The organism is Streptomyces collinus, assembly GCF_031348265.1.
GTDB classification, from domain to species: Bacteria; Actinomycetota; Actinomycetes; order Streptomycetales; family Streptomycetaceae; genus Streptomyces; species Streptomyces collinus.
Genome location: NZ_CP133771.1, coordinates 814,414 through 841,354, shown reverse-complemented (window position 1 = coordinate 841,354; position 26,941 = coordinate 814,414). Strand labels below are relative to the sequence as shown.

Sequence of the window (26,941 nt, the reverse complement as noted above, 5' to 3'; positions counted from 1 at the left end):
TGCGGCGCCGCGGAAGTGGAGATCCTTGTGCCCGCACGGACAGAGCCGACGGCGTGTCACGGGGGAAGTGCGAATCAGTGGAACGTGCGCAGGAACATGCGTCGACCGGCGGGTCAGACGGTCCCGCCACGCGGCCCGGCGAGCCCGGGACCGCCCTGGAACTCCTGGTCCACGGCGTCGGCGGAACCACGCCGCAGGAGATGCTCAACGATCCGCGGACGGTACGGATCACCGGCGACGACACGGCGGCCGTCTTCCGGCGCGCCGACGACGTCGACGCCGAGCACACCCCTGACGACCGTCGCCGTGAAGGGCCGGTGCCCGAGGCCTACGTCTGGTGCAACCTCACCTCCGGCAACGGCACCCGCGCCCTGTGGCTGTTGCTGCTGCCGTTCATGGTCGTCAACCTCGCGCACTGGATGCGCCCCTCCGCCCACGGCCGCCGCCGCACCGTACGCCTCTACGGCCTCCTGGTACGGCTCACGGCACTCACCCTGACGGCGCTGCTCGTGGCGGCCGCCTGTGAGGTCGCCCTCGACCTGGCGGCCTGGCAGTGCGCGGGCACCACCGCCTGCGCCGACCGCCACACCTGGCTGGGCTTCCTCTCGCCCACCGTCTCGGACGGCGGCTGGTGGAGCGCCCCCGGCCGCAGGCTCGCCCTCGCCGCCGTCGTGCCCACCGCCCTGACCGTCCTCCTCTGGTACCTGTCCCGGCGCACATGGAGCGACTACGAGTCCCAGCAGCCCATCGAACGTGCACCCGAGCCCGAAGGAGACGGCGGCCCGACCGCACTCGGCCGGCCCGGGTTCTGGTACGGGCGCCGGCTGGTGGCCCGGCTGCGCGCCGCGCACACCGCCGCCGGACTGATCACGGTCGCCGCCGCGGTCGGCAGCGCCGCCGCCCGCTTCGACCGGCGCCCTGGCGGCCCCGCCGTACTCGGCGTTCTGGGCCTGGTCCTGGAGGCGGCCCTCGCGGCCTGCGCGGTCGCCGTGGTGTGGGTGGTGTGCCGCCGCGGCCGCAGCGAGAGACGGCTGGACCGGAAACTCGACGAGCGTTTCGTACGGCGCCTGCCGCTCGTCGCGCTCGTCCTGCTCGCCCTCGCCCTGCTGTACGCCGGATGGGAGCGCCCCGGGTGGACGTCGGAAGGCCGGCTGCCGGGTGATGCGACCTTCGGCGGGATCGCCCTGGTCCAGGGCCTGCTCGTGATCGTCCTCGGCGTCGTCGCCCACGCCCTGCACCGCACCGACCCCGACCGGCGGGCGGTGCTGCGGGGCCTGGGCGGACCGGCCGTGGCGATGCTGGCCTGCGCGCTCGGCGGCGTCATGTCCGGCGGTGTGTCGCAGCGCGTGTCCGACTGGCTGGACGGCACCGGAGCGTCACTCGAGGGCCCGCCGGTCCTGCTGACCTGGCAGGCCTCCGTGATCCCGCCCCTGCTCGTCGTGCTGCTCGGGCTCATCGGCTGGCTGGCCCACCGCGCCTGGCAGCTCGCCCGCGCCGAGCGGGCCGCCGTGGCACTCGACTACCCGGACGAGGACCTCGACCCCGCCCGCACCCGCCGGATCGCCTACACCCGGGCGATGGCCGCGCTCACCGACCGGGGACCCCGCATCGTCGCCGTCACCTCCGGCGTCACCCTGCTGCTCGGCGCCGGAGCCCTCGTGGGCGCCCTCGCCACCGACGAGACCCCCGGCGAGGCCGCGCAGGGCGCCTACCCCGTCGTCCACGGCGCCGCCGAGACCTCGCAGGCCCTCGGCTCCTGGCTGATCGGCCTCGGCTTCCTCCTCTTCGTCACCTGGGGCCGGCGTGCCTACAAGGACGCCTCGGCCCGCCGCACCATCGGCATCCTGTGGGACGTGGGCACCTTCTGGCCCCGCGCCTCCCACCCCTTCGCCCCGCCCTGCTACGCCGAGCGCGCGGTGCCCGACCTGACCTGGCGGATGGCCACCTGGACCCGTGCCACCGGCGGACGGCTGGTCATCTCCGGGCACTCTCAGGGCAGCGTCCTCGCCGCCGCCGCGGCCTGGCAACTCACCCCGTCAGCCCGCAAACGCGTCGCGCTGCTGACCTACGGCTCCCCGCTGGAGCGCCTCTACGGCCGCTGGTTCCCGGCACACTTCGGACCTGACGCGCTCAGCTCCCTGCACCGTGACGTCGACTGCTGGCGCAACCTCCACCGGCTCACCGACCCCATCGGCGGCCCGGTGCGCCTGCCCGGCGACAGCGGCCCGCAGGTCGACCACACCCCCCTGAAGGACCCCCTCGCCTACGGCCGTACCGATCTCCTGCCGCTGCCCGCGCCGATCCTCGGTCACTCCGACTACCAGGCCGATCCGGTCTTCGCCGAGGAACGCCGCAGGCTGCTGGCGCGGCTGCGGCCCGAGGGCCCGGCGGCCGGGGAAGTGCCTGCGCCGCGCCACCAGCCCGAGCCGCCCGCCGCGTGAGGGGCCCTCAGGGCAGCTGGAGGCCCTCAGAGCAGCTCGGGCAGATCCTCGGCGTAGAGCAGGGTCAGGTCGTCCGTGCTCGGCTCCGCCACCTGGGCGACCCGGCTCGCATGCCGTTCGACCATGGCCTCGAACGTCTGCCGAGCGGTACGGCCGTTGCCGAACGCCGGGCCCTTGGGCAGCACCGTGAAGTACTTCCGCAGGGCCTCCGCCGCGCCCGGCGCCAGCCGGTACTCGTGCTCCTCGGCCTGCTGCTCCACGATCCGCAGCAGATCCTCAGGGCCGTAGTCGCTGAAGGTGATGGTCCGGGAGAAGCGGGACGCCACGCCCGGGTTGACCGACAGGAAGCGCTCCATCTCGGCCGTGTAGCCCGCGACGATCACCACGACCGCGTCCCGGTGGTCCTCCATCAGCTTCACCAGCGTGTCGATGGCCTCCTTGCCGAAGTCGCGGCCCGCGTCCTCCGGGGACAGCGCGTACGCCTCGTCGATGAACAGCACGCCGCCGCGCGCCTTCTCGAACGCCTCTTGTGTGCGGATCGCGGTGGAGCCGATGTGCTCGCCGACCAGGTCGACCCGGGACACCTCGACCAGGTGGCCCTTCTCCAGCACGCCGAGGGAGGCGAGGATCTCGCCGTAGAGCCGCGCGACCGTCGTCTTGCCGGTGCCGGGGGAGCCGGTGAAGACCAGGTGCCGCTTGACCGAGGCCGCCTTCAGACCGGCCTGCTGCCGGCGCCTTCCGACCTCGATCATGTCGGTGAGGGCGCGCACCTCGCGCTTGACGCTCTCCAGGCCCACCAGCGCGTCCAGTTCACCGAGGACGTCCTTGGAGGTGCGGGCCGGCTGCTCGGGCTCGGCGACCGGCGCCGGGGGCTCCGGCTCGGTGCGCTGTCCCGGGACCGCGCCCAGCAGGCCGGGGGAGTGGCTCACCGTCTGCACGGCCGTCGCCCGAGCCGTGGGCGTACGCAGCCCGGCGCTCTCGTCGCTCGTGCAGTCCTCGACGAGCGGGCCCGCCCCGGACGCGGCGTCCGCGCCACTGTCCGCGAACTCGTAGCCCCCGCGCGCGCACCGCTCCGTGCGGCACTTGCGCAGCGTCGTACGGCTGCCGTCGATCACGTGGAAGCCGTAGCCGCCGCTGCCCGTGACCCGGCAGTTCTGGAAGCTGCCGCGGCCGCCGGCCGAGACGTAGACGCCTGCCTCCGCCGGTGAGTCGATCGTGCAGCGCTCCACGGTCGGGTCGGCGCCCTTGGTGACGATCACGCCGGTCTGGGTGCCGTCCACCGTGCAGTTGCTGAGGGTGCCGCCGCTGCCGTGGTCGCGGAACCAGGCGCCCGTCGCCGCGTCCCGGATCCGGCAGTCGTCGAGCTGCGCGGTCGCGCCGTCGCTCACCGACACCGCCGTGTTGCGCACCTGGGACAGGTCGCTGTCGACGACGTCCGCGCGCGAGCCGCGGTCGAGGACGAACAGCGCGTCCGGCACGTCGTGCACCCGGCAGGAGTCCAGGACGGCGGTGGCGCCGTCGCTGACCCACACCGCCGGATAGTCGCCCGTGCTGTCGAAGATCTCGCACTGGTTGGCGTCCACCCGCGTGCCCGGGTCCCACACCGACAGGCCGTTGCGCCCGAACTGCCGCACCGTGGTGCGCGTCAGCGTGAGAACGGAACGGGAGCGCAGGTCGACCGCGTTCTCCGGGATGTCGTGGATGCGGCAGTCGGCGAGCGTCAGCACGGCGTCCGTGTCGAGCGTGACCCCGTCGGCCGTCGTGCGGTGCACGTCGCAGTCGGTGAGGTGCGCCGTGGCGCGGCCGGTGATCTGCACACCGCTGCCCCGCACTTCGTAGATCTCGCAGCCCACCGCCTCCAGCGCCGAGTTCTCCCCGGTCGCCGACAGGCCCGAGCCCGACGTGTGGTGGATCCGGCAGCGCTCCAGGCGGGGGTGGGCGCCGCCGCGCACCGCCACGCCCGCCTGGCCGGCCGCGACGACCTCGCACTCCTCGAACACCCCGCCCGCGCCGTCGAGTACGGCGATGCCGATGCCCGCAGGGTTGTCGACCGCGCAGCGCCGGACCGTGGGCCGGGCGCTGCCGCGTACCTCGATCCCGGCCGCCGACCGCGTCACGACCCGCACGTCCCGCAGCTCGGGGGTGCCCTCCTCCACCAGCACGGCAGGGGCGGCGGCGTCCTGGCCCTCCACATGGAGGTCCTGCACCACCGCAGAGGCGCGCACGGTCAGCGGCACGCCGTCCACGGGCGCGATCCGCACGGAGCCGGGGGAGCCCTCCGGGCCGCGCAGGGTCACCGCGCGCTGCAGGACCAGGTTCTCCCGGTAGGTGCCGGGCGCGACGGTGAGGACGTCCCCGTCGGCCGCGGCCTCCAGGGCGGCGGCGAGCGATGCGTACTCACCCGTGCGGCGCCGCCACCGCGACGTGCCGGTGTGCGTCACCTGGACCGTGCCCTGTGCCATGGTGTAGCCGTGCCCCCACCTCGGTCGTACTGATGGCTCGTCCGCCCTCGGGGCGCGTCCCTGGGGCTCGCTCGCGCGCGGGTTGTGCCGAACTGTTCGGCCGGACCACCGTAGCGTGCGCGCGGGCGGTGGGTTGACCAGAGCCGGAAGGCCGTCAGCTGCCGGTGCCCGTCCTGCCCCAGTCCGGGCCCGCCTTGTCCCATGCCTGGTCCCAACGGGCGTACCGGCGGCGGACCATGCGCCAGACGATCAGCCGTCTGCCGGCCTCGATGAGACCGCCCGTCGCCAGGGCGGCGCCGAAGCCGGCTAGGACCGCGTGCGTCGACGCCGTCGCGGAGTCGAGCGGGCGGCCCACCATCCGGCCGTGCCGGTCGGTCCATATCCGGAACTCGTCGCCCTGCTGGGGGTTCTTGAGGCTCGCCAGGACGGGACCCTGGTGCGGGGTGCCGTCCGGCGCGGTCCAGTCGGCGAGGACACGGGTGCGCAGATCCCTGCCCGACGAGGTCTCCGGGTCGGCGTCCAGCGGGGAGCGGTCCAGCTTGCGGACCACGGTGGCCGTCACCAGGTGCCGTGCCTCGTGCTGTGTCCGGACGGAGCGCTGCAGGGCGTCCTCCGCCGTCCCCCCGACGAGCGAGCCGGCCACCGGGGCGGCCAGCAGGATCAGCATCAGGGCGGCCAGTGCCACCCAGGCCTCGGCCAGGTCGGTCGCGCGGCACAGCGGATTGCGCCGCCAGCGCCAGAGTCCGCTGATCGCTCGCACCGCCTGCACCCCCTTCCCGCTCCGTGATACTCCCCCGGCGGAGCCGCCCACGCATGGACCCGGCGAAGAGAGAGCGACATCACTTCCCCCGGGGTCTCTCATGCATTTCTCACACAGGCCAACGGCCGGGCCCGCGGGACGGTTCCCGCTCGGCCCGAAGCGCTATGCGAGGATCCTGACCGGGTCCCCGACCCGGATCGTGCCGCGGGACAGCGGCACCAGGTTCTGACCGAAGACCAGCTTGCCGTCGAGGCGGCGGTGGCGGCCCAGGCTGAACAGGGGCTCGTGGCCACGCTCGCCGGTGCCCTGGTCGGTGGTGGTCACCACGCACCGGCCGCAGGGCTTGGCCACGCGGAAGGGCACTTCCCCGACGGAGATGCGCGACCAGTCGTCCTCGGCCCAGGCGGAGGTGCCCGCCACGACCACGTTCGGCCGGAAGCGGTTCATGGGCAGCGGGCCCTCGCCGGCGTGCTCGCCCTGCGCGATCAGGGAGTTGAGGGCGTCGAGCGAAGCCGTCGTGGCGAGCAGCAGCGGAAATCCGTCGGCGAAGGAGACTCTCACCGGGCCTGGCGTACTCCGGGGCGAGGGGCCGGCGGGTGGCCGGGTCGTCCATGTACACCAGGCGCGCGTCGGAGCCGAGGCAGGAGCTGACCCAGGCGTGCGCGGTCTCGTCCTCGGCCGGGACCGCCTCGACCTTGTCGCGGAAGATCTCCACCGGCACACTCGCGACGGGCCGGGGAACGGGCACCGCCAACGGCGGCATGCCGGGCGCGGACAGACGGACGCCGCCACCGGGCTGAAGCTCGGCGGCGACGAGCGCGAGGCGAGGGTGCCGGCGTTGCGTGACGACCTTTCCCCCGTCGTCGATCAGCACCCAGCGCCGGTCTCCGGCCAGGCCCCAGGGCTCCACGACGGCCTCCCGGGGCGCCAGGCCCCGGACCGCCTTGACCGGATGGATGTGAATCGAGTGCAGGTGAGCGTTCCCCATGGGGCCATCGTGCCAGCCGGCACCGGCAACCCCCGGAGGTCGGCTCAGTACCCGCGGTACTGCTGGTTGTTGTACGGGTCCTGATAGGGAGCCGGGGCCGGCCGGGGAGCCGCGGGGCGCATCGCCTCGTAGCCCGCGGGTGCGGCCGGGCGGGGCTGCTGCGGCTGGGGGCCGGGGTAGCCGCGCGGAGCGGTGGCCTGCTGCGGGATGTACGCCGCGGGCGCCTGCTGCAGCGGTGAGGGCTGCTGCGCCTGCGGATAGCCGTAGGCGGGCTGGGAGGGGGCTGCCGGCAGGGCGGGCAGCGCCGACGGGAGGGCGGGCAGGTTGCCGCCCGGCATGTCGTACTGAGCGGGGACCCGGATCGGTGCGATCTGCGGGGTGCCCCGCTCGGCGACGAGCTTGTCGTAGATCGGGGTGTCCGGGAAGGAGGCGGAGTAGTAGCCGCCGCCATAGGTGGAGCGGGGGGAGGTCATGGCACATAAGTTAAGCCCACGATGTGCTGGTTGGGGAGACCGATAAGAGGGTTGTTTTCCGTGTCCGCAGTGACCTGGGATCCCCAATGCGAGCGAACTCGGCAAAATGGGGCGCCGAACGAGGGTCTGATCGTGTAAAGGCCGAGTTCCGGGCCGGTTACCAGGGGTTGGCCGCCGGTCTTCCGGCCGCCGGCGTGGGGGACTTCGACGCGGCGGGGAATTAGGTTGTGCGCACGGAACTCGACGGACCGCCGGGACGGCCCGGCGCGGTGACACGCAATGGGGGCGGACATGCAAATGCTGAAAGGTTCAAATACTCCGGTGCCCACCGCGGCCTTGCGGGTGGAATTGGGGTGGCGGGCCGGAGCGGGCGTGCCCGACGCCGACGCCTCCGCTTTGCTGCTGGTAAGCGGAAAGGTCCGCTCGGACGCGGACTTCGTCTTCTACAACCAGCCCGCGCACTCCTCCGGCGCGATCCGTCACGAGGGAAAGCGCACCACCGACGGCCGGGTGACCGACGCGCTCCTCGTCGACCTCGCGCGCGTGGAACCCGCGATCGAGACGGTCGTCATCGCCGCCTCCGCCGACGGCGGCACGTTCGGAAACGTTCCCGACCTGTACATCGAGGTCCAGGACGCGGCCCAGGGCACACCGGTGGCCCGCTTCGACAACCCGGGTGCCACAACCGAAACCGCTTTCGTGCTGGGCGAGTTCTACCGCCGCCAGGGCGCCTGGAAGTTCCGCGCCGTCGGTCAGGGCTACAGCAGCGGCCTCGAAGGACTGGCCACGGACTACGGCATCACCGTGGACGAGCCGCAGCAGGCGGCACCGGCCCCGGCCGTCGCTCCGGCGCCCCCCGCGGCCACACCGCCCGCCGCGTCCACGCCCCCGCCGATGCCGCAGCCCGCCGCGCCGCCCCCGCCCGCGCCCGTCCGTCTCACCAAGGTGACGCTCACCAAGGCCGCCCCCTCCGTCTCGCTCACCAAGCAGGGCGGCACCTCCGGCGCGTTGCACGTGAACCTCAACTGGGAGGTGCGCAAGCAGTTCTCCGGGTGGAGCAGCAAGTTCGGGCGCCCGACCGCGCTGCACTCCGACCTCGACCTCGACCTGTGCGCCCTGTACGAACTCAACGACGGCAGCAAGGGCGTCGTTCAGGCGCTCGGCAACAGCTTCGGAGCGCTGCACCAGCCTCCGTACATCCACCTCGACGGCGACGACCGCACCGGCGCCGTGTCGGCGGGGGAGAACCTCACCGTCAACCTCGACCACAAGAACGCCTTCCGCCGCATCCTCGTCTTCGTCACCATCTACGAAGGAGCCCGTTCCTTCGCCGACCTCCACGCATCGGTCACGCTCCAGCCGCAGCACGGGGCGCCGATCGAGTTCTCCCTCGACGAGTGCACCGTCCCCTCACTCGTGTGCGCGCTCGCCCTGATCACCAACACCGGCGGCGACCTGATCGTCCAGCGGGAGGCGCGCTACCTGGTGCCCGAGCGCGGGGTGAGCCCGCAAAGGACCGTCGATTACGCCTACGGGTGGGGCATGAACTGGACCCCCGGCCGCAAGTGACCCCCTGGGTGCCGTCAGCCCTCGTCGGGCAGGGCGTCCGGGCGCGTGTAGGTGCGGCCCTTCCAGGCCGCACCCCGCCCCCGGTAGTGCTGCACCGCGGAATCGACGGTCATGAGGAGATAAAGGAACGCGGTGAACGGCAGCAGGGGAGCGAGCCACAGCGGCTGCCGGTAGTAGCGGAGCATCGGGACGTACGTCCCCGCCATGACGAGCCACGCGAGGCCGCCGAGGACCGCCGCCGGCGTACGGCCGGCGGCGAGACCCGCCAGGGCCGCCACGGGCGGGACCAGATACACCAGTGCCAGCCCGGCGACCGTCCCGGCCAGCAGCAGCGGACGATGCCGCAGCTGGGCGTACGCACTGCGCGACACCATCCGCCACAGGTCGCGCAGCCGCGGATACGGCCGCACGCTGTCCACCCGCTCCGCGAGCCCCAGCCATACGCGGCCCCCGCTCCCCTTCACGGCCCGGGCGAGCGCCACGTCGTCGATCACGGCGTGCCGGATCGCCTCCGGGATCCGCGCCCGCTCGGCGGTCTCCGCCCGCAGCAGGACGCAGCCCCCGGCCGCGGCCGCCGTCCGGCCCTCCCCGGCGATCCGCCGGAAGGGGTAGAGCTGCGCGAAGAAGTAGACGAACGCCGGCACCACGAGCCGTTCCCAGACGCTCTCCACCCGTAGCCGGGCCATCTGCGAGACGACGTCGAACCCACCGGAACGGGCCGCCGCCACCAGCTCGCGCAGACTGTCCGGCCGATGGGCGATGTCGGCGTCCGTCAGGAGGACGTACTCGGGCTCACGCGCGCGTGCCAGCCCGAGACCGTGGCGCACCGCCCACAGCTTGCCGGTCCAGCCCGCCGGCGGCTCACCCGGCGAACCCACGGTCAGCGGCAGCCCACCGTGCCTGCGCGCCAGCTCGCGCGCGAGATCACCGGTGCCGTCCGAACTGCCGTCGTCGACGAGGAAGATCTCCGCCCGCCCCGGATAGTCCTGCGCGAGCAGCGACGGCAGCGCGGCCGGCAGCACGGCCGCCTCGTCGCGCGCCGGGACGACGACGCACACCGACGGCCACTCGTCGGGCTCCACACGCGAAGGCAGCCGCACGTCGGTGCGCCAGAAGAAGCCCTGGCCGAGCAGGAGCCACAGCCAGGCGAGCAGTGATCCAGCGGCAGTCCACACAACGGCGCTCACGCGCGCAGTCTGCCCCACCCGGCCTGCCCGGGACGGCTCATCGTCTATCGTGATCGGGTGAAGATCGCGCTCATGGACTCCGGAATCGGTCTGCTGGCGGCCACCGCCGCGGTACGGCGGCTGCGCCCCGACGCCGATCTCGTGCTCTCCCTGGACCCCGACGGCATGCCGTGGGGCCCGCGCACTGCGCAGGACCTCACCCATCGTGCCCTGGCCGTCGCCGAGGCCGCTGCCGCGCGCCGCCCCGACGCCCTGATCGTCGGCTGCAACACCGCGACCGTGCACGCGCTCACCGCCCTGCGCGCCCACCTCGAACCGGCACTGCCGGTCATCGGCACCGTCCCGGCGATCAAGCCGGCCGCGGCCGGCGGCGGGCATCTCGCCATCTGGGCCACCCCGGCCACCACCGGCAGCCCCTACCAGCAGGGCCTGATCCGGGACTTCGCCGGGGGCGTGCCCGTCACCGAAGTGCCGTGCTGGGGCCTGGCCGAGGCCGTGGAACACGCGGACGAGGCGGCGATCGACGCGGCCGTGACCGCGGCCGCCGCCCTCACTCCGGACGACGTGACCACCGTCGTCCTCGGCTGCACCCACTACGAACTGGTCGCCGAACGCATCCGGACCGCCGTCCAGCGTCCCGGCCGCCCGCCCCTCGTGCTGCACGGCTCCGCGGGAGCCGTGGCCGCCCAGGCCCTGCGCCGGCTCGGCGAGCAGCCCGCGCCGGGAGCCACACCGCACGGCACACTCACCGTGCTGCTCAGCGGACGCGAGGGCACACTGCCCGCCCCCGCCCTGGCGTACGCCGAAGGGCGCTTGATGCAGGCGGTCACGCCCGCCCGCTGACCGGGACCCGTCACCGACGGTCATCGGCGAGCCGGATCAGCCCGGCGCCCGGCCGGCGCAGTCACCCTCCGCCACACGGTAGCTGCGGAGCGAAATCTGAGTACCCTCAATGACATGAGGGACCACCGCCACGGCGAGAACGCCGCCCACCCGCCCTCGGCCGTCTGGACCGGCCGTGCCACCAACCGGGTGCAGTGGCTGCTGGCGCTCGTGGGTGCCGCCTGCATGGGGCTCGGCATCGAGCTGGCCGTCGACTCGGCATGGACGTCCGGCGTCGCCCCGCTGGTCATGGCCGTCGTCGGGTGCATCGCCGCCGGGCTGCTGGTCCTCTTCGGAACGCTCGCCTTCGTGCACGTCGCCCTGCGGGTCGACGAGGAGCACCTGGAGGTGCGCTGCGGCCACATCGGCGTACCCCGCCGCCGCATCCCGCTCTCCCAGGTGGCCGGCGCCACGTACATCTCCCACGTCACCCCGCGCCACTGGGGCGGCTGGGGATACCGATGGCGGCCCGAGAAGGGCACCGCGGTGGTCGTCCGGCGTGGTGAGGGCGTCGAGCTGGAGCTGTGGGACGGCCACACCTTCACGGTCACCGTGGACGACGCTGAGGCGGCCGTACGGGTCATCGAGGCACGGCTGCGGCCGACCAAGCCGGGGGCTCCCGCGCACTGAGGCCCCGCCGGTCACCCGCCGGCGGCCGTGATCACCGGCTGTCACCACGCGGGGGTGCGTCCCGCTCCCCGTGCCTGTGTCTCCGGAGTACGGCTCGACGGTTCGAGGGGGCGCGCCGTGGCCATGCCCGCCAGCAGGCCCGCTCCCACCGACACCGCCGTGAAGCTCAGCGCGTTGCCGATCGCGGCGATGGCGGCGAGCGCCGTCAGGGCCGCGCCGGCGGTGAGCGCCACCGGGGTCGGACGCGGGCCGCGCCACAGCGCGTACAGGACCCAGCCGAACGCAGTCGCGAGCAGGACCACGCCGACGACCCCCTGCTCTGCCGCCTGCTGCAGGGGTGCCGAGTGGGGCTTGCCGTCGGACAGCAGCGACTGGGCGGACGTCGTGCTCAGCTCCCCGAAACGGCCCGGGCCGGCCCCCAGGGCGGCGTCGTCGCCCAGCAGATGCCACGCGTCCTGCCACAGCAGCACGCGGTGCGGCGTCAGCCGCCCCTCCAGAGCGGCCAGGAACCCGCCCGGTACGGCCTGCGCGGCGACCGCCCAGACCAGCCCGGTCACCATGGCGGCGACCGCGGCCAGTACGGCCATCCCGGCGCCGCGGTGACGGGTGCGGCCGGCGGCCAGAGAGCACACCAGCACCGCGAGACAGGTCACGAAGCCGGTGGTCGAGCCGAGCACGGCCGCCAGCACCGCCGTGCCCGCGGCCAGCAGACGCAACGCGAACCGAACGGCCGGAACCGGCGCGGACCAGGCCGCACAGCACGCGGCACCGGCCGCCAGCGTCAGGACGGCGGCCGTGCCCCCTGCGTGCCCGAGGGGCGCGGCGATCTGCGGGCCCGGAGCGAGGTGCGGAACGGCCACCGTCAGCGCGATGCCGGCCAGCGCCCCGGCGAAGGGCGCGCCGACCGGCAGCAGCGCCCCGCTGATCCGCCCCGCGGCGTACCCCGCGGCCACGGCAAGCACCGCCAGGAGAACCCCCTCGGGCCTGCCGTCGTGCACGGCCGCCGTGATCAGTGACCAGGCTGCGCAGGTGCCCAGCACCACGACACCCGCCGCGTCGGAAACGATTCGTCTCTCGCCGTCCGCGTCCGGTCCGGACACGGACGTCACCCCACTGGAACCCACCCCGCCCGCCCCCCGGCGCACCATCGCCCCCGACTTGTGAAGACCCCGGCCGCACGGGCCGCCGAGGGCCGTACGACTGAGGCTTGGCACACGGTAACGGCTGGTGGGCGGTTTGGGGATGTGTCGTGACGAAATGAACAGGGAGTCCACGACGCCTACCGCGCTGTCGGCCCCAAGGTCACGCGCCTTAGACTCCGGGAGTGACCGTCACCGCAACCTCCGTCGGCGAGTCGGACCAGCTGGAGCCGCGGACCGCGCCCGGGGCGCGGACGTGGGCCCGGCGGCTCGTGCGTCTCGTTCCGGCCGCCGCAGCCGCGCTCTCCGGCCTGCTCCTGTACGTCTCCTTTCCGCCCCGCACCCTGTGGTGGCTGGCGCTGCCGGCCTTCGCCGTCTTCGGCTGGGTGCTGCGCGGCCGCGGCTGGAAGGCCGGGCTGGGCCTCGGCTACCTCTTCGGCCTCGGCTTCCTGCTGCCGCTGCTGGTGTGGACCGGAGTGGAGGTGGGGCCGGGACCCTGGCTCGCGCTGGTGGCGATCGAGGCTCTCTTCGTCGCCGCCGTCGGCGCCGGCGTCGCGGCCGTGTCGAAGCTGCCCGGCTGGCCGGTGTGGGCCGCCGCCGTGTGGATCGCCGGCGAGGCGGCACGCGCGCGTGCGCCCTTCAACGGCTTCCCCTGGGGGAAGGTCGCGTTCGGTCAGGCGGACGGCGTGTTCCTGCCGCTCGCCGCGGTGGGCGGCACCCCAGTGCTCGGCTTCGCTGTCGTGCTGTGCGGTTTCGGCCTCTACGAGGTCGTCCGCCTCGCCGTGGAACGGCGGCGGACCGGTGAGGTACGGCGCTCCGCCGCTGCCCTGGGTCTGCTGAGCCTGGCCGTCCCGGTCGTGGCCGCCGTCGCCGCCCGGCCCCTGGTCAGCGACACGGCGGAGGACGGCAGCGCCACCGTCGCGGTGATCCAGGGCAACGTGCCCCGCGCCGGACTCGACTTCAACTCACAGCGGCGGGCCGTGCTCGACTACCACGCGCGCGAGACGGAACGCCTGGCCGCCGAGGTCAAGGCGGGCAAGGTCGCGCAACCCGACTTCGTGCTGTGGCCGGAGAACTCCTCCGACATCGATCCCTTCGCCAACCCCGACGCCCGCGCCGTCATCGACACGGCGGCCAAGTCCATCGGCGTGCCCATCTCGGTCGGCGGTGTCGTCGAGCGGGACGGCAAGCTGTACAACGAGCAGATCCTGTGGGACCCGGCGAAGGGCCCCGTCGACACCTACGACAAGCGCCAGATCCAGCCGTTCGGCGAGTACCTGCCGTTCCGTTCGCTGATCGGGGCCATCAACAGCAACTGGACCTCGATGCAGCGACAGGACTTCAGCCGGGGCACCAAGCCGGGCGTGTTCACCATGGACGGCGCCAAGGTCGGGCTCGTCACCTGCTACGAGGCCGCCTTCGACTGGACCGTGCGCTCCGAGGTCACCGACGGCGCCCAGATGATCTCCGTGCCCAGCAACAACGCCACCTTCGACCGCAGCGAGATGACGTACCAGCAGCTCGCCATGTCCCGCGTGCGCGCGGTCGAGCACAGCCGGACCGTGACCGTGCCGGTGACCAGCGGAGTCAGCGCGATCATCATGCCGGACGGCCGCATCACCCAGAAGACCGGCATGTTCGTGGCCGACTCCCTGGTGCAGAAGGTGCCACTGCGGTCCTCGCAGACCCCCGCCACCCGGCTCGGCATCCTGCCGGAGATCGCCCTCGTGCTGGTCGCGGCCGGCGGACTCGGCTGGGCCGTCGGCGCCGGACTGCGCGGACGACGCGCCGGTGACGTGTAGCCGTACGCAGTCCCCACACCGCCTGAATCGCGCCGGGGCGCCGGAGGCGGCCCATTAGGGTCGACGGCATGGCTACTCCCGACTTCATCCGCACACTCCGTGCCTCGGCCGGTCATCAGCTGCTCTGGCTCCCCGGGGTCACCGCCCTCGTCTTCGACGACGAGGGCAGAGTGCTGCTCAACCGCCGGGCCGACACCCGCCGGTGGTCCGTGCTCGGCGGCATCCCCGACCCGGGGGAGCAGCCCGCGGCCTGCGCGGTACGGGAGGTCTACGAGGAGACGGCCGTGCGCTGCATCGCCGAACGGGTGGTCGTCGTCCAGGCACTGCAACCCGTGACGTACGAGAACGGTGACACCTGCCAGTACATGGACATCACCTTCCGCTGCCGGGCCGTCGGCGGGGAGGCGAAGGTCAACGACGACGAGTCGCTGGACGTGGCCTGGTTCGACGTCGACGCGCTGCCCGAGCTGAACGAGTTCGGCCTGCTCCGGATCAAGCAGGCCCTGTCGGACGACCCCACATGGTTCGACCCCACTGCCTCCAGCTGAACTATGGGGCGTGACCACATGGGGTGGGGCAGGGACGCTGCCTAGGGTCGAACCATGACCGCGCCCCATGCCCTCCCGGCCCCCCACGCCTCCCCGCTCGACCTGGGCGGCCGCACCGCGCTCGTCACCGGCGCCGCCGGCGGCATCGGCCGTGCCTGCGTGCTGCGGCTCGCGGCAGCCGGGGCCAAGGTGAGAGCCGTCGACCGGGACGCCGCGGGCCTGGAGGCACTGGCCGGACACGGGCGCGGCCTCGCCGGCACGGTGGAACCGCACGTCCTCGACCTCACCGACCTGGACGCCGCCGAAGTCGCCGCAGCGGGCACCGACGTCCTCGTCAACAACGCCGGGCTCCAACTGGTGCGCCCCATCGAGGAGTTCCCGCCGGAGGTGTTCCACACGGTGCTCACCGTGATGCTGGAGGCACCGTTCCGGCTCATCCGCGGGGCCCTGCCCCACATGTACGGGCAGGGGTGGGGCCGCATCGTGAACGTGTCGTCCGTCCACGGCCTGCGCGCCTCGGCCTACAAGTCGGCCTATGTGGCCGCCAAACACGGGCTGGAGGGACTGTCCAAGACCACCGCCCTCGAAGGCGCGCCCCACGGTGTCACCTCGAACTGTGTGAACCCTGCCTATGTGCGCACCCCACTGGTCGAGAAGCAGCTGGCCGACCAGGCACAGGCGCACGGCATCCCCGCAGAGCGCGTGCTGTCCGAGGTGCTGCTGCAGGACAGCGCCGTCAAACGGCTGATCGAACCGGAGGAGGTCGCCGAGGCGGTGGCGTATCTGTGCGGTCCGCAGGCCTCCTTCGTGACCGGTGCCTCGCTCGTGCTCGACGGCGGCTGGACCGCCCACTGAGCAGCCACTTCCGTCCGCCCGGGGGAGTTGTCCACAGGGCTGACGGGACCGGCCGGTCATGGTGAATCCTGTGAGCATGTCCAGCGATCACGTGCAGTCCGCCGAAATGCCGTTCCTCGAGCTCCTGGCCCGGGGCGCGTCGGCCGACGCCTACGAGCAGCCTGAACTGCTCGCGCGTGCCGAAGGGCGCCCGGCGGAGTGGATCGCCGCGCTCCGGCAGGCCAAGCCGCTGGCCCTGCGCGTACGCGCCGAACTGGAGGGACGACGGCGGCGCGAGGCCGAGCTGTCCGCCCTGTTCGAGACCGCCCACGACCTCGCCGGGCTGCGGGACCTCGACGCCGTGCTCCAGGCGATCGTGCAGCGCGCCCGCTCGCTGCTGGGCACGGACGTCGCCTACCTCAGCCTGCACGACACCGAGCGCGGCGACACCTACATGCGGGTCACCGAGGGCTCGGTCGCGGCCCGGTTCCAGCAGCTGCGGCTCGGCATGGGGGAGGGGCTCGGCGGCCTGGTCGCACAGACCGCGCGCCCCTACGTCACCGACGACTACTTCAAGGACGACCGTTTCCAGCACACCCTCACCATCGACGCGGGCGTGCGGGACGAGGGGCTGGTGGCCATCCTCGGCGTGCCGCTGACGCTCGGGCACCACGTCATCGGCGTGCTGTTCGCCGCCGACCGCCGCGCCCGGGTCTTCGAACGGGAGCAGATCGCCCTGCTCGGCTCCTTCGCCGCCCTCGCCGCGGCCGCCATCGACACCGCCAACCTGCTCGCCGAGACCAGATCGGCCCTGGCCGGCCTGGAGCGTGCGAACGAGATCATCCGGGACCGCAGCGGCGTCATCGAGCGCGCCTCCGACGTGCACGACCGGCTCGCCGAACTCGTCCTGCGCGGCGGCGGGGTGCACGACGTGGCCGCCGCCGTCTCCGAGATCCTCGACGGCACGGTCGAGTTCGCCGAGGCCGCCGCCGCACCCGCCGGGGCCCTGGAGAAGTCCGGAGCGCAGGGACACGCGGTGCTGCACGATGACGACTGGATCGCCGCCGTCGCCGCCGGGGGCGAACTGCTCGGCGCACTGGTGCTGCGGGGCCACCCGGGGCTCGACCCGGTCGACCAGCGCACCCTGGAGCGTGCCGCGATGGTCACGTCCCTGTTGCTCCTGGCCCGCAGATCCGCCGCCGAGGCCGAGCAACGCGTGCGCGGTGAGCTGCTCGACGACCTGCTGGACGCCCGTGACCGCGACCCGCGTCTGCTGCGGGAGCGCGCGGCCCGGCTGCACGCCGACCTCGACGCTCTGCACGTGGTGCTGGCCGCGCGGCCGGCGGGCGATGCCGCCGACGCCGAGCAGGAGACCGACGCTCGCAGACGCCTGGCAGCGGCGGCGTCCCACCTGGCCGCTACCGGGCACGGCCTGGCCGCCGCCCGCGACGGCGGCACCGTCCTGCTGCTGCCCCTCGGCTCCGGCGACACCGCCACGGACGTGGCCCGCCGTGCCGCCCGGCATCTGGGCACGGCGGTCCACGCACCCGTCACCGTCGGCGCGTCCGCACCGGTCGAGGACCTCGCCACCCGCCCCGAAGCCGTGGCCACGGCCTACGCGGAGGCCCGCCGCTGCCTCGAAGCCCTGTGTGTCCTAGGCCGCTTCGGGGACGGAGCCGCCGCCGAGGACTTCGGCTTCCTCGGGCTGCTCCTGGCCGGCGACCGGGACATCCCGGGCTTCGTCGACCGCACCATCGGCGAGGTCGTCGCCTACGACCGCCGACGCGGCACGGAACTGCTGCGCACCCTCGACGCCTACTTCGCCTGCGGCATGAGCCCCGCCCGCACCAAGGACGCACTGCACGTCCATGTGAACACCGTCGCCCAGCGTCTGGAACGCGTCGGCCGCCTCCTCGGCGACGACTGGCAGAGCCCGGCACGGGCACTGGAGATCCAACTCGCCCTGCGTCTGCACCGGTTGTCGGCACCGGAACAGCCCTGACCCCCGTACGCGGAACGTACGGGGGCAGGCCGGCCACAGTCCCGGGCCGATCAGGCGCGGGCGTCCTCCGGGGCGGCGGCCGTCCGCTCTGCTCCCTGGCCTGAGGGAGGAGCGACGTCGGCCAGGTCCCGGTGGCGCGTTTCCTTGGCCGCCGCCACTGCGACGACCGTGAGCACGGCGGCGGCGATGACGTACAGGGAGATCGGCGTGGAGCTGCCGTAGTCGGACAGCAGCGCGGTGGCGATCAGCGGGGCGGGCGCACCCGCCGCGACCGAGGCGAACTGCGCACCGATCGAGGCACCGGAGTAGCGCATGCGCGTCGCGAACATCTCGGAGAAGAACGCGGCCTGGGGCGCGTACATCGCCCCGTGCAGGACCAGCCCGACGGTCACGGCGAGGATCAGGTTGCCGAAGCCGCCGGTGTCGATCAGCGCGAAGAAGGGGAACATCCACAGCCCGACACCGACCGCACCCATCAGATACACGGGCCGGCGGCCGATCCGGTCGGACAGCGCGCCCCACCCGGGGATGACGGCGAAGTGCACGGCCGAGGCGATCAGCACCGCGTTGAGCGCGGTCTGCTTGGAGACACCGGCCGAGGTGGTGGCGTAGACGAGGATGAACGCCGTGATGACGTAGTAGCTGATGTTCTCCGCCATGCGCGCGCCCATGGCGACCAGGACGTCACGCCAGTGGTGCCGCAGCACGGAGACGAGCGGCGTCTTCTCGGCCTCCGCGGCCACGTCCGCCTTGCGGGCCTCGGCCTGCGCCAACGCCTGCTTGAAGACCGGCGATTCATCGACAGACAGACGAATCCACAAACCGACGATCACCAGCACCCCGGAGAGCAGGAACGGGATCCGCCAGCCCCAGCTGCCGAACGCTGCGTCCGACAGCAGGGCCGTGAGCAGCGACAGCACACCGGTGGCCAGGAGCTGTCCCGCCGGCGCGCCGGTCTGCGGCCACGACGCCCAGAACCCACGCCGCCGCGCGTCGCCGTGTTCCGACACCAGCAGCACGGCACCGCCCCACTCACCGCCGAGCGCGAAACCCTGGACCAGCCGGAGCACGGTGAGCAGCACCGGCGCGGCCGACCCGATGGTGGCGTGCGTCGGCAGCAGCCCGATGGCGAACGTGGCCCCGCCCATCAGCAACAGACTCAGCACCAGGAGCTTCTTGCGCCCGAGCCGGTCGCCGTAGTGCCCGAACACCAGCGCGCCCAGCGGCCGGGCTGCGAACCCGACGGCGTACGTCAGGAACGACAGGAGAGTGCCGACGAGCGGGTCGGAGTCCGGGAAGAACAGCTTGTTGAACACGAGCGCTGCGGCGGAGCCGTAGAGGAAGAAGTCGTACCACTCGATGGTGGTGCCGATGAGGGACGCGGCGACGATGCGCTTGAGGTTGCCCTGGGGTGGGGGAGCGGTGGGTGCGGAGGCCATGGGCGCCACTTCCTCGTGTGCGGTGGGGACGGGTACGTGTCGGCACACGGTAGGAAGATGCAGGTCAGGGGCACATGTGGTGGGACTACATAGTTCGCGGGCGGGGTGTGCGTGTCGCCCCCATGCCAGTGCTTCAAGGGCCGTCCTGAGGGCTTCATCGGCGGCTGATCAGACAGAGTCCATGTTGCGTAAATTGGGGGGATTTGATGCTGGCGTGCTTACTCCCGTGCTGGTTCGGTAGCGACAGTCACATGGTTTGACAGGGAGCTGAGACCTGGGGGGGGCATGAAGATCGGCTCTGCGGTGAACGAGATGTTGGCCTGCGCATGGTCCGCAACTTGGACTTGTGATGCGGCGGGCGTCCCAGCCTGCGACCAGGTCCGTTGGTAGACCGCACGGGGCGACGCGAATGGCGACTCCTGCACTCTCCACTGAGGGCTGCCTGCCGGGAGTGTGCTTGCCGGGGGGGCGCCGAATCGACCGCTGGGAAAGGATGTTGACGGGGGCCACAAGCCGCGGACGGCTGGTCCGGGTATGTCCGGATCTTGGTTCGAAAGTGTTCGTGGTGATGAGCGCTGCTCGGTGAACTTCGCGAGATCACAGAATCCGGTCCTCCGACTGGGCCGCTCGTCCGGTGCGAGCCGAGCTGCCCCGTCACTGGCGCAATCGGTCGAGAGTAGACCTCGTTCGGGTGAAGCGGCGCTGCGTGTCCTGAGACAGCGGCTGCATCTGGTGATCCTCAGGTACGTCGGTCTGTGACATCGAGAGGAGTGGGACTGCTCATGAGTCCGGATGTGCATAGTGGCGAAGGGGCGGACACAGCCGACTCGCGACGCCGCAGGTTGACGATCGCCGGCGGGCTCATGGTCGGGGGCTTCCTTCTCAATGTCATCTTGACCGCCGCACTTCATCCTTCAGGGGAGGAAGACGACCATCCGGCGATCTTCACTGAGTACGCAGAGAGCGGCGCCTGGATCGCGGTTCATCTGGGCCAGTTCATCGGCGTCCTGGTGACGCTGAGTGGCCTGCTCGTGCTGTACCGCGTCCTGCGCGGTGCCGACGGGCCTCCCCTGGTTGCGCAGCTCGCGGCAGCGGCAGCTGTTGCGACTGCCGCAATCTGGGCTGTTCTGCAGGGACTGGATGGCGTGGGGCTGAAGCAGGCCGTCGACTCATGGGTCGGCGCGTCGGGCACTGAGAAGGAGATCCGCTTTGCCAACGCTGAGACCGTGCGCTGGCTGGAATGGGGATTCCAGAGCTACTTCCGCATCATGCTTGGCCTGACCCTCGCGCTCTTCGGGGCTGCGATTCTCGTTGGTCGCCGGGTTCCTGGCTGGCTGGGGTGGACGGCGCTTGTGGCAGGGGTGTGCTCTTTGATCTTCGGCGTCGACGTGGGCTACAGCGGCCTGGCCAGTGGGCTTCAGGACGTCCTCGGCATCGCCATTTTCATCCTCGTCCTGGTCTTCGCCATCGGAGTGCTCGTCACTGGAGTGCGCGTGCGCGGCCGGCACCACAGCTGAGCGAAACACGCGCGCCAGCGGTCGCCGTGCCTCGTCTCCATCGATGAATCGCTGCCCCGTCGGCACTGCGGAGATCCGGCCGACTTGGGCGACCGGGTCTCTTTCTGCTCGAAGCCAGAACGCCATGACGACGACACCGGCAGCCTCCGGCGGACTCATCACCCTGCTGCTGATGCGCAAGGGTCCTTCACCACTGGCCAGTCAGCCCGTAAAACAGCCGCAGAACGAGTCTACGGGTGCGTAGGCCGGCCTGGGCAGCCGGAGGATTCCACACACGACTCACCCCGAGGCCGTCTGCCACCGGCACCAGGCGGCCCTCGCCATTCCGATCGCGGTGAACTCCGCGCTGAAGCCGAACCGATCCCCCGCGCCACGGCGATCGGTCACCCAGCGATGGGCAGGGAAGCCGTCGGCGCGACACAGCCGTCGCCGCACACCACACTGCCAACTAGGGACGCATCCCAGGAGATGCCATGAACACCGCAACGAAGGTCACCACGTTCGCCGCCTCCTTCGCCGTCGTAGTCGGCGCCGCTTACGCCCTGGGCACCGTCATCGGGCCGGTCGCGGCTATGGTCGACCCTGCCGGCCATCCCACCCGCAAGCCGTCGGAAGGGCATGCGGACGGTCACCAGGCCAGCGCCCATGAAGCGCCTCCAGCCGGCGGGCTGCAATCATCCGACGGCGGCTACACCCTTGAGCTGAAGACCCCCCACCTGGAAGCCGACCGACGCGCTGAGCTGCGCTTCGCCATCCGCGACAAGGAAGGCCGGCCTGTCACTGCCTACCGCACAGAGCACGGCAAGCAGCTGCACCTCATCGTCGCCTCCCGCGACCTGTCCTCCTACCAGCACCTGCACCCCACCCGCGCTGCGGACGGCACGTGGAGCGCACCCATCACGCTGCCCGACGCAGGCGACTACCGGGCCTTTGCCGACTTCACCCCGGCTGCCGAGGGCAGCAAGAACCTCACCCTCGGAGCCGACCTTGCGGCCTCCGGCACCTACCAGCCCAAAGCCCTGCCCGCACCGTCCCGGACCGCCGAAGTCGACGACTACACCGTCACCCTCGACGGCCGACTGCGCCCCGGCTCTGCCCAGGAGCTGACGCTGACGGTCTCCAAACAGGCCCGTCCCGTCACCGACCTGCAGCCTTATCTCGGCGCCTACGGCCACCTCGTGGCGCTGCGCTCCGGCGACCTGGCCTACCTGCACGTCCACCCCCACGGCACGCCCGGCGACGGCACCACCAGGCCCGGCCCGGACATTTCCTTCACCGCGACCGCCCCCAGCGCCGGGGCATACCGCCTCTTCCTGGACTTCCAGCACAAGGACACCGTGCGCACCGTGGCCTTCACCGTCCACGCTGCGGAGAGCGGCGAAGAGCCGTCGGGGCCCGCTGGCGGGTCGGACAGCGGTGATCACCAGCACTGACCCACGGTCACCATGATCATCGCGTACCGCCGACACCTACCCACTGCCGCTGGTGGACGCCTCAGTAGACGGCTACCGCACGGAGAAGGTCTTCCGTGAAGCGACCGCAGGTAATCAGCCTCGACGGCCATGCCGGGGTGCCGGCATCCGTGACCGGGAGGCCGACTCATTGCGGTGAGCGCGACGACTCAAACTGCGCTCCCTTCTGGCCTTCGCCGTGGCACGGCCTCGCCTCCTCCTCGACTTCCGCTGGCGCGCCCGTAGCAGACGCCTCAAGCGCGGCGTCCCCGTTGAAGTAGTGCCCCGGGGAGGTGCCGACGGTACGGCGGAATGCCACGAGAAACGCGCTTGGTGTCGCGTAACCCACGGCGTGTGCGACCCGGGAGACGGATGCCTTCGGCCAGGAGGGGCAGGGCGGCCCGCAGCCGCATATGGGTGCGCCAGCGGTTGAAGCTCATGCCCGTGTCGTGGACGAACAGCCGTGTCAGAGTGCGTCGGCTCACTCCGACGGCCCGTGCGTGCGCCTCCAGGCTCCGCGGGATCGGCAAGCAGGGCGTCGGCCACGGCGCGTACGCGTTCGTCGACGGGATGCGGCACATCGATGGGCCTAGTCGGCAGAGGGTGCAGCAGATCCAGTTCGACTGCCTCGGCCCGCAGTCGCACGTCGTCGGCGAGGTCCTGGGGTTGAGGTAGGCGATCAGGTGGGCCAGCAGCCTGTCGACGCTGACCGGAGTGGGTTCCGTCCAGTCCAGACCGCACCGGTCCGGTTCGAGGTAGAGACTGCACAGCACCGCATCGCGGGTCGCACCGGTTCGGTGGACGACCCCCGCGGGCAGCCACAGTGCCCGGGTGGGCGGCAGAACCCGATAGGCGTCGTCGACGGCGACGCCGAGCACACCGCGTCGAGTCCAGGCCAGCTGGTGCTGTGGGTGGCTGTGCGGGGGGATCCACTCCCCAGACGACAAAGGAAAGCAGGGGCGGGCGCCGAACAGCGCCCGCCCCAGTGGGGCAGCGTGCTCCGCTCCCACTGGCCAAGCCGGTGGCGCCCGCGGACCGGCTACGCGGCCTCTCCGTCTTGGGATGTGAGAGTCCCGGGTCCCGCGCTGACCGATGCTCCGCCGCCCGCCACTTGAGACATACCCCCGGGGGGTATATGGTTTCTGGTGTGAGGCCCCCGGGAACGGGCCACACTGGACGGGATTGGGGATGAAAGGTCATGGACCACAGCGCTCATCACGCCGGCACGGAGCACGATCACGCCGCCCACCACGCTCCCGCTGATCAGGCGGCGCACCACGGCGGGCACGCAGGGGCGTCCTGGGGGACGGCGGCAAAGGCGACGCTGCACTGCCTGACCGGCTGCGCCATCGGCGAGATCCTCGGCATGGTGATCGGTACCGCCCTGCTGTGGGGCAACGTGCCCACCATGGTCTTGGCGATCACACTCGCATTCCTCTTCGGCTACTCCTTCACCCTGTTCGCGGTCCTCCGGGCCGGCTTGGACCTCAGGTCCGCGATCAAGGTCGCGCTCGCCGCCGACACCGTCTCCATCGCCGTGATGGAATTCGTCGACAACGCGATCATCGCTCTCACCCCGGGCGCGATGGATGCCCATCTGTCCGACGGGCTGTTCTGGTCCGCCCTGCTGGGCGGATTCGGTGTCGCCTTCCTGATCACCACCCCGGTCAACAAGTGGATGATCGGCCGCGGCAAGGGCCACGCCGTCGTCCACGCCTACCACTGACCTGCCCGAGCCGGCGCGCGCCTGGGGTGCCCCCTGAGGGGGGCGCCCCAGGCGCGTTTGTCACGCCTCCTGATGGCTATCCGGAGAGTGCAGCGCCGCAAGTCGAAGAATTAGGCCGCCCCGCCCGCCGGCCTGCGGCAGACAGAGGAGACGATCCCTGACGGCCACGTCAAGGACATGCTCGCCACGTACCCGGCCGATCTCGGCGACGTCGGCCGCGAGAAGCTCACCCGCTGCATCGAAGAATGCTTCGCCTGCGCCCAGGCATGTACGGCATGCGCCGACGCCTGCCTGTCCGAGGGCATGGTCGGCGATCACACCAAATGCATCCGCACCGACATGGACTGCGCCGACATCTGCAACGCCACGGCGTCCGTCCTGTCCCGTCGGTGCAGCAGAGGTGAGGCTCGGGCTTCTGCAGAAGATCACCGACGAGTACACCCCCGACCGGTTGGTCCTGCGGGACCCGGTCTGGATGACCGACTTCCGGCTCCACAACCGCGGCGCCGCCCACTACCGCTCGGGCCCCTGCCTCCTCGCCGGCGACGCGGCCCATATCCACAGCCCGGTCGGCGCCCAGGGCATGAACACCGGCATCCAGGACGCCCTCAACCTGGGCTGGAAGCCCGCCCTCGTGTGCCGGGGCAGGGCACCGGAGGGGCTGCTGGAGACGTACGAGATCGAGTGCGCCCCGGTCGGCCGCAGCGTGCTGCGCTTCACTGACCGCGCCTTCACCATCGGCACCAGCCGCAACCCGCTCATCCGCCTGGCCTGCACTCGACTCGCCCCGCGCCTGACCCCGTTGGCGCTACGCGCGACAGGACCTCGTGGGCGGGTGTTCCGTACGGTCTCTGAGCTGGGCATCCACTACCGACGAAGCCCCGCCTCCACCGCGGGCTCGCGGCCACCGAGGAAGGGGCCGCGAGCGGGCGACCGGCTCCCCGACATTCCGCGCGGGCTTCAGGCGCGGAGTTCGGGGCCGGGCTGGCACCTGCTTCTATCCGGGCCGCCCGCGCTTTGGCCCGACGAACGCTTCGCCTCAGTCTTGCGCGGACGGGACGACCTGATCAGCGTGCACCGGCTGGGCGGGGAGAGCCCGTGGCCGGACGCGGCCCAGGGGCTCGTACGCCCTGACGGCTACCTCGGCTAGTCGCGCGCGGTGCACACCTCGAAGGGCTGCGCGCTTACATCGAGCGTTGGCTGCCCGTACAACAGTGTTGATTCGTACGGCGCGCAGGCCCTTGAGTGGGGCGCATGAGGCATGGGCGGGCATGTGCTTGTCGCTCTTGGAGTCGAGGCCGAGCCGGGCGTAGAAGGCGCGGGCCGCCGCCATGTCGGCGACGACGATGCCCACGGGGTTGAGCCGGGGCTCTGGCACGGCAACCTCCAGAAGGTGGTCAGGCGCGCGGATGGGTCTCGTACATGCGGATCGCGACGACGATGCCGGAGGCGGCGGTGAGGGCGGCGACAGTCCAGATGGCGGTGGTGAGGCTGTAGGCGTCGGCAAGGACTCCGGCGACCAGCGCGCCCACGGCGAAGCCGCCGTCCCGCCACAGGCGGTAGACGCCCACGGCTCGGGCGCGCCAGGCGGGGTGGGCGACGTCGCCGATCACGGCGAGCAGGGTCGGGTAGACCAGCGCGGTGCCGATGCCAAGAAGGATCTGGGCGGTGGCCCACAAGGAGAAGGTGGTGGAGGCGGCGACGAGAGCGATGGCAGCTGCCTGCAGCAGCATGCCCGCGGTGATGAGGTGTTTGCGTCCGATGTGGTCGGACCACGAGCCGGTGAGCATCTGGCCCGCGCCCCACACGGCGGGGTAGAGGGCTGCGAGGACGCCGATCTGGGCGATGGACAGGCCGTGGGCGGCGAAGAGCAGGGGGAAGATGCCCCAGGCGAGGGCGTCGTTGAGGTTGTTGACCATTCCGGCCTGGCTGGCTGCGGACAGGGCCTTGTCGCGGAGGCTGGTGAGGCGGGCGATCTGGCCGGTGGTCAATTCGGCTTCCGAACCCGGCTGTGCGGGGTGCTGGGCGGCCTCGGCGCGGGCGTGCTCGCGAGTCTCGCGGACGAAGATGGTGGACAGACCCAGGGCGCGGTCGACGCGATCTCACCCGAACCTGGGAAACGGCACACACGGGATCCGAGGGTCATGCGAAGGCCGGGCATGAGGAGAAGGGTGGCGATCATGAGGCCATGACGCCGGGAGGCCTCCAGATCTGACGGGGCGGCTACAGGCTCGACCTGAAGACCCCGCGACTCGAAGCCGGAAAGAAGACCGACCTGCGCTTCGCCGTCGCACAAGACGGGACAGGCCGAAACGTCACCGCGAACCAGCGCGAACACGGCAAGGAACTCCACCTGATCCTCGCCTCACGCGACCTCACTGGCTACCGGCACCTACACCCCGCCCGCGCGGCAGACGGCACTTGGTCCACCCCGGTGGACCTGCCCAAGGCCGGCGGCCACCGCGTCTTTGCAGACTTCAAGCCCAAGGGCGGAGACGCGCTCACTCTCGGCGCGGACCTCGCGACGTCCGGTCCTACGAGCCCGCAGCACTACCCGGGCGCAACACGATGGCGAGGATGGACGAGTAAGAGGTGAAACTCGACGGCGACGCGACCCCTGGCAGGGCCAGTGACCTGACGCTGACGGTGACGAAGGATGGCAAGCCGGTCCGCAACCTTCAGCCTTGCCTGGGTGCATACGGCCACCTCGTCGCCCTGCGGTCCGGCGACCTCGCCACGGCGGCCGGATCAGGTCGCCTGAGCACTCCCCGCAGCAAACAAGCCATTCATCTGACAAGTTAACCCAGTGTTTCGGCACGGGTGGTCGATCACTTCCAGAGAGCCGCTAGGATCACGGCATGGTTACGGCTTGGTCGCCCTGGCGCATCGTCAGGACCCGCTCTGGTGCGGGTCCGCTGCTGCGCGTACTGGCCATGGCCGTGCTCCTGTTCGGCGTCCTCGTGACGCACGGCGTGCACGTGGATAGTGTCAAGGGACACCTCTCCCCAAGCGCAACGGCCTTCACCGCACCGTCGGACGGCGGCGTTCGCGATGCAGGCCTCGTGCCGACGCTGTCCGCCGCGGATGCCGA

At 71.9% G+C, this 26,941-nt stretch carries 21 protein-coding genes and 3 pseudogenes; 15 read left to right on the top strand and 9 right to left on the bottom strand.

The features are described 5' to 3' along the window. Positions 1–77 precede the first annotated feature (77 nt). Positions 78–2,441 (top strand): hypothetical protein, encoded by a 2,364-nt coding sequence (locus RFN52_RS03770; protein ID WP_184842261.1) that lies wholly within the window; start codon positions 78–80, stop codon positions 2,439–2,441. A gap of 26 nt (positions 2,442–2,467) precedes the next feature. On the opposite strand, the gene RFN52_RS03765 is transcribed toward RFN52_RS03770, so the two are convergent. The 4 genes and pseudogenes from RFN52_RS03765 to RFN52_RS03750 form a co-directional block, all read right to left on the bottom strand. Then, complete coding sequence (locus RFN52_RS03765) at positions 2,468–4,903, bottom strand: right-handed parallel beta-helix repeat-containing protein (RefSeq protein WP_184842258.1); 2,436 nt, start codon at positions 4,901–4,903, stop codon at positions 2,468–2,470. A gap of 154 nt (positions 4,904–5,057) precedes the next feature. After that, positions 5,058–5,663: an Rv1733c family protein gene (locus tag RFN52_RS03760; protein WP_184842255.1), complete on the bottom strand. Its 606-nt coding sequence runs from the start codon at positions 5,661–5,663 to the stop codon at positions 5,058–5,060. 162 nt (positions 5,664–5,825) lie between these two features. Next, positions 5,826–6,651: pseudogene (locus RFN52_RS03755) on the bottom strand (MOSC domain-containing protein). Positions 6,652–6,695: 44 nt separating this feature from the next. Next, positions 6,696–7,124 (bottom strand): DUF6643 family protein, encoded by a 429-nt coding sequence (locus RFN52_RS03750; protein WP_184842252.1) that lies wholly within the window; start codon positions 7,122–7,124, stop codon positions 6,696–6,698. A gap of 297 nt (positions 7,125–7,421) precedes the next feature. Between RFN52_RS03750 and RFN52_RS03745 the strand changes: the two genes are divergently transcribed. Beyond that, on the top strand, positions 7,422–8,693 hold the full coding sequence (locus tag RFN52_RS03745) for a TerD family protein (protein ID WP_184853776.1): 1,272 nt from the start codon (positions 7,422–7,424) through the stop codon (positions 8,691–8,693). A gap of 14 nt (positions 8,694–8,707) precedes the next feature. On the opposite strand, the gene RFN52_RS03740 is transcribed toward RFN52_RS03745, so the two are convergent. Further along, the gene (locus RFN52_RS03740; protein WP_184842248.1) at positions 8,708–9,898 is read right to left on the bottom strand and encodes a glycosyltransferase; all 1,191 of its coding nucleotides are present in this window, start codon (positions 9,896–9,898) and stop codon (positions 8,708–8,710) included. 39 nt (positions 9,899–9,937) lie between these two features. Here RFN52_RS03740 and RFN52_RS03735 point away from each other — a divergent pair, with 39 nt between their 5' ends. Continuing rightward, positions 9,938–10,723, top strand: coding sequence for a glutamate racemase (locus tag RFN52_RS03735; RefSeq protein ID WP_184842245.1), 786 nt, complete (start codon positions 9,938–9,940; stop codon positions 10,721–10,723). Positions 10,724–10,837: 114 nt separating this feature from the next. Then, positions 10,838–11,392 carry a hypothetical protein gene (locus RFN52_RS03730; protein WP_184842242.1) on the top strand — a complete coding sequence of 185 codons (555 nt, stop codon included), beginning with the start codon at positions 10,838–10,840 and terminating at the stop codon, positions 11,390–11,392. Between the two features lie 41 nt (positions 11,393–11,433). Here RFN52_RS03730 and RFN52_RS03725 read toward each other — a convergent pair whose 3' ends face one another. Further along, positions 11,434–12,501: an O-antigen ligase family protein gene (locus tag RFN52_RS03725; protein WP_311240886.1), complete on the bottom strand. Its 1,068-nt coding sequence runs from the start codon at positions 12,499–12,501 to the stop codon at positions 11,434–11,436. Positions 12,502–12,716: 215 nt separating this feature from the next. Here RFN52_RS03725 and lnt point away from each other — a divergent pair, with 215 nt between their 5' ends. The 4 genes from lnt to RFN52_RS03705 all read left to right on the top strand — a co-directional run bounded on the left by lnt (position 12,717) and on the right by RFN52_RS03705 (position 17,717). Next, positions 12,717–14,333 carry an apolipoprotein N-acyltransferase gene (gene lnt / locus RFN52_RS03720; protein WP_184842235.1) on the top strand — a complete coding sequence of 539 codons (1,617 nt, stop codon included), beginning with the start codon at positions 12,717–12,719 and terminating at the stop codon, positions 14,331–14,333. A gap of 68 nt (positions 14,334–14,401) precedes the next feature. Next, positions 14,402–14,881, top strand: coding sequence for an NUDIX hydrolase (locus RFN52_RS03715; protein ID WP_184842232.1), 480 nt, complete (start codon positions 14,402–14,404; stop codon positions 14,879–14,881). Between the two features lie 54 nt (positions 14,882–14,935). Continuing rightward, entirely contained in the window at positions 14,936–15,736 is an 801-nt protein-coding gene (locus RFN52_RS03710; RefSeq protein WP_184842229.1) for a 3-hydroxybutyrate dehydrogenase, read from the top strand. Positions 15,737–15,812: 76 nt separating this feature from the next. Continuing rightward, a complete protein-coding gene (locus RFN52_RS03705) occupies positions 15,813–17,717 on the top strand; it encodes a helix-turn-helix domain-containing protein (protein WP_184842226.1) in 1,905 nt (634 codons plus the stop codon). A gap of 50 nt (positions 17,718–17,767) precedes the next feature. Here RFN52_RS03705 and RFN52_RS03700 read toward each other — a convergent pair whose 3' ends face one another. Then, a complete protein-coding gene (locus RFN52_RS03700) occupies positions 17,768–19,156 on the bottom strand; it encodes an MFS transporter (RefSeq protein WP_184842223.1) in 1,389 nt (462 codons plus the stop codon). 782 nt (positions 19,157–19,938) lie between these two features. On the opposite strand from RFN52_RS03700, the gene RFN52_RS03695 reads away from it, so the two are divergent. Together RFN52_RS03695 and RFN52_RS03690 are read left to right on the top strand one after the other, a co-directional pair. Next, positions 19,939–20,673 carry a hypothetical protein gene (locus RFN52_RS03695; protein WP_184842220.1) on the top strand — a complete coding sequence of 245 codons (735 nt, stop codon included), beginning with the start codon at positions 19,939–19,941 and terminating at the stop codon, positions 20,671–20,673. Positions 20,674–21,146: 473 nt separating this feature from the next. Further along, complete coding sequence (locus RFN52_RS03690; RefSeq protein WP_184842217.1) at positions 21,147–22,106, top strand: DUF8832 domain-containing protein; 960 nt, start codon at positions 21,147–21,149, stop codon at positions 22,104–22,106. A gap of 277 nt (positions 22,107–22,383) precedes the next feature. Here RFN52_RS03690 and RFN52_RS03685 read toward each other — a convergent pair. Then, a pseudogene (locus tag RFN52_RS03685) lies at positions 22,384–23,134 on the bottom strand (helix-turn-helix transcriptional regulator); the annotation flags it as partial. Between the two features lie 188 nt (positions 23,135–23,322). Between RFN52_RS03685 and RFN52_RS03680 the strand changes: the two are divergent. From RFN52_RS03680 to RFN52_RS03670, 3 genes and pseudogenes are all read left to right on the top strand, one after another. After that, complete coding sequence (locus tag RFN52_RS03680; protein ID WP_184842214.1) at positions 23,323–23,850, top strand: DUF4396 domain-containing protein; 528 nt, start codon at positions 23,323–23,325, stop codon at positions 23,848–23,850. 177 nt (positions 23,851–24,027) lie between these two features. Further along, a pseudogene (locus tag RFN52_RS03675) lies at positions 24,028–24,237 on the top strand (four-helix bundle copper-binding protein); the annotation flags it as partial. A gap of 13 nt (positions 24,238–24,250) precedes the next feature. Beyond that, positions 24,251–25,000: an FAD-dependent monooxygenase gene (locus RFN52_RS03670; RefSeq protein ID WP_311240885.1), complete on the top strand. Its 750-nt coding sequence runs from the start codon at positions 24,251–24,253 to the stop codon at positions 24,998–25,000. Between the two features lie 247 nt (positions 25,001–25,247). Here the strand turns inward: RFN52_RS03670 and RFN52_RS03665 are convergent, their stop codons facing one another. Continuing rightward, complete coding sequence (locus tag RFN52_RS03665) at positions 25,248–25,841, bottom strand: MFS transporter (RefSeq protein ID WP_311240884.1); 594 nt, start codon at positions 25,839–25,841, stop codon at positions 25,248–25,250. A 245-nt stretch (positions 25,842–26,086) separates the two neighbouring features. Between RFN52_RS03665 and RFN52_RS40295 the strand changes: the two genes are divergently transcribed. Together RFN52_RS40295 and RFN52_RS40290 are read left to right on the top strand one after the other, a co-directional pair. Then, the gene (locus RFN52_RS40295) at positions 26,087–26,446 is read left to right on the top strand and encodes a DUF8832 domain-containing protein (RefSeq protein WP_508162252.1); all 360 of its coding nucleotides are present in this window, start codon (positions 26,087–26,089) and stop codon (positions 26,444–26,446) included. Beyond that, positions 26,443–26,652 carry a DUF8832 domain-containing protein gene (locus tag RFN52_RS40290; RefSeq protein WP_508162248.1) on the top strand — a complete coding sequence of 70 codons (210 nt, stop codon included), beginning with the start codon at positions 26,443–26,445 and terminating at the stop codon, positions 26,650–26,652. The genes RFN52_RS40295 and RFN52_RS40290 overlap by 4 nt, the downstream gene beginning before the upstream one ends. Positions 26,653–26,941 lie beyond the last annotated feature (289 nt).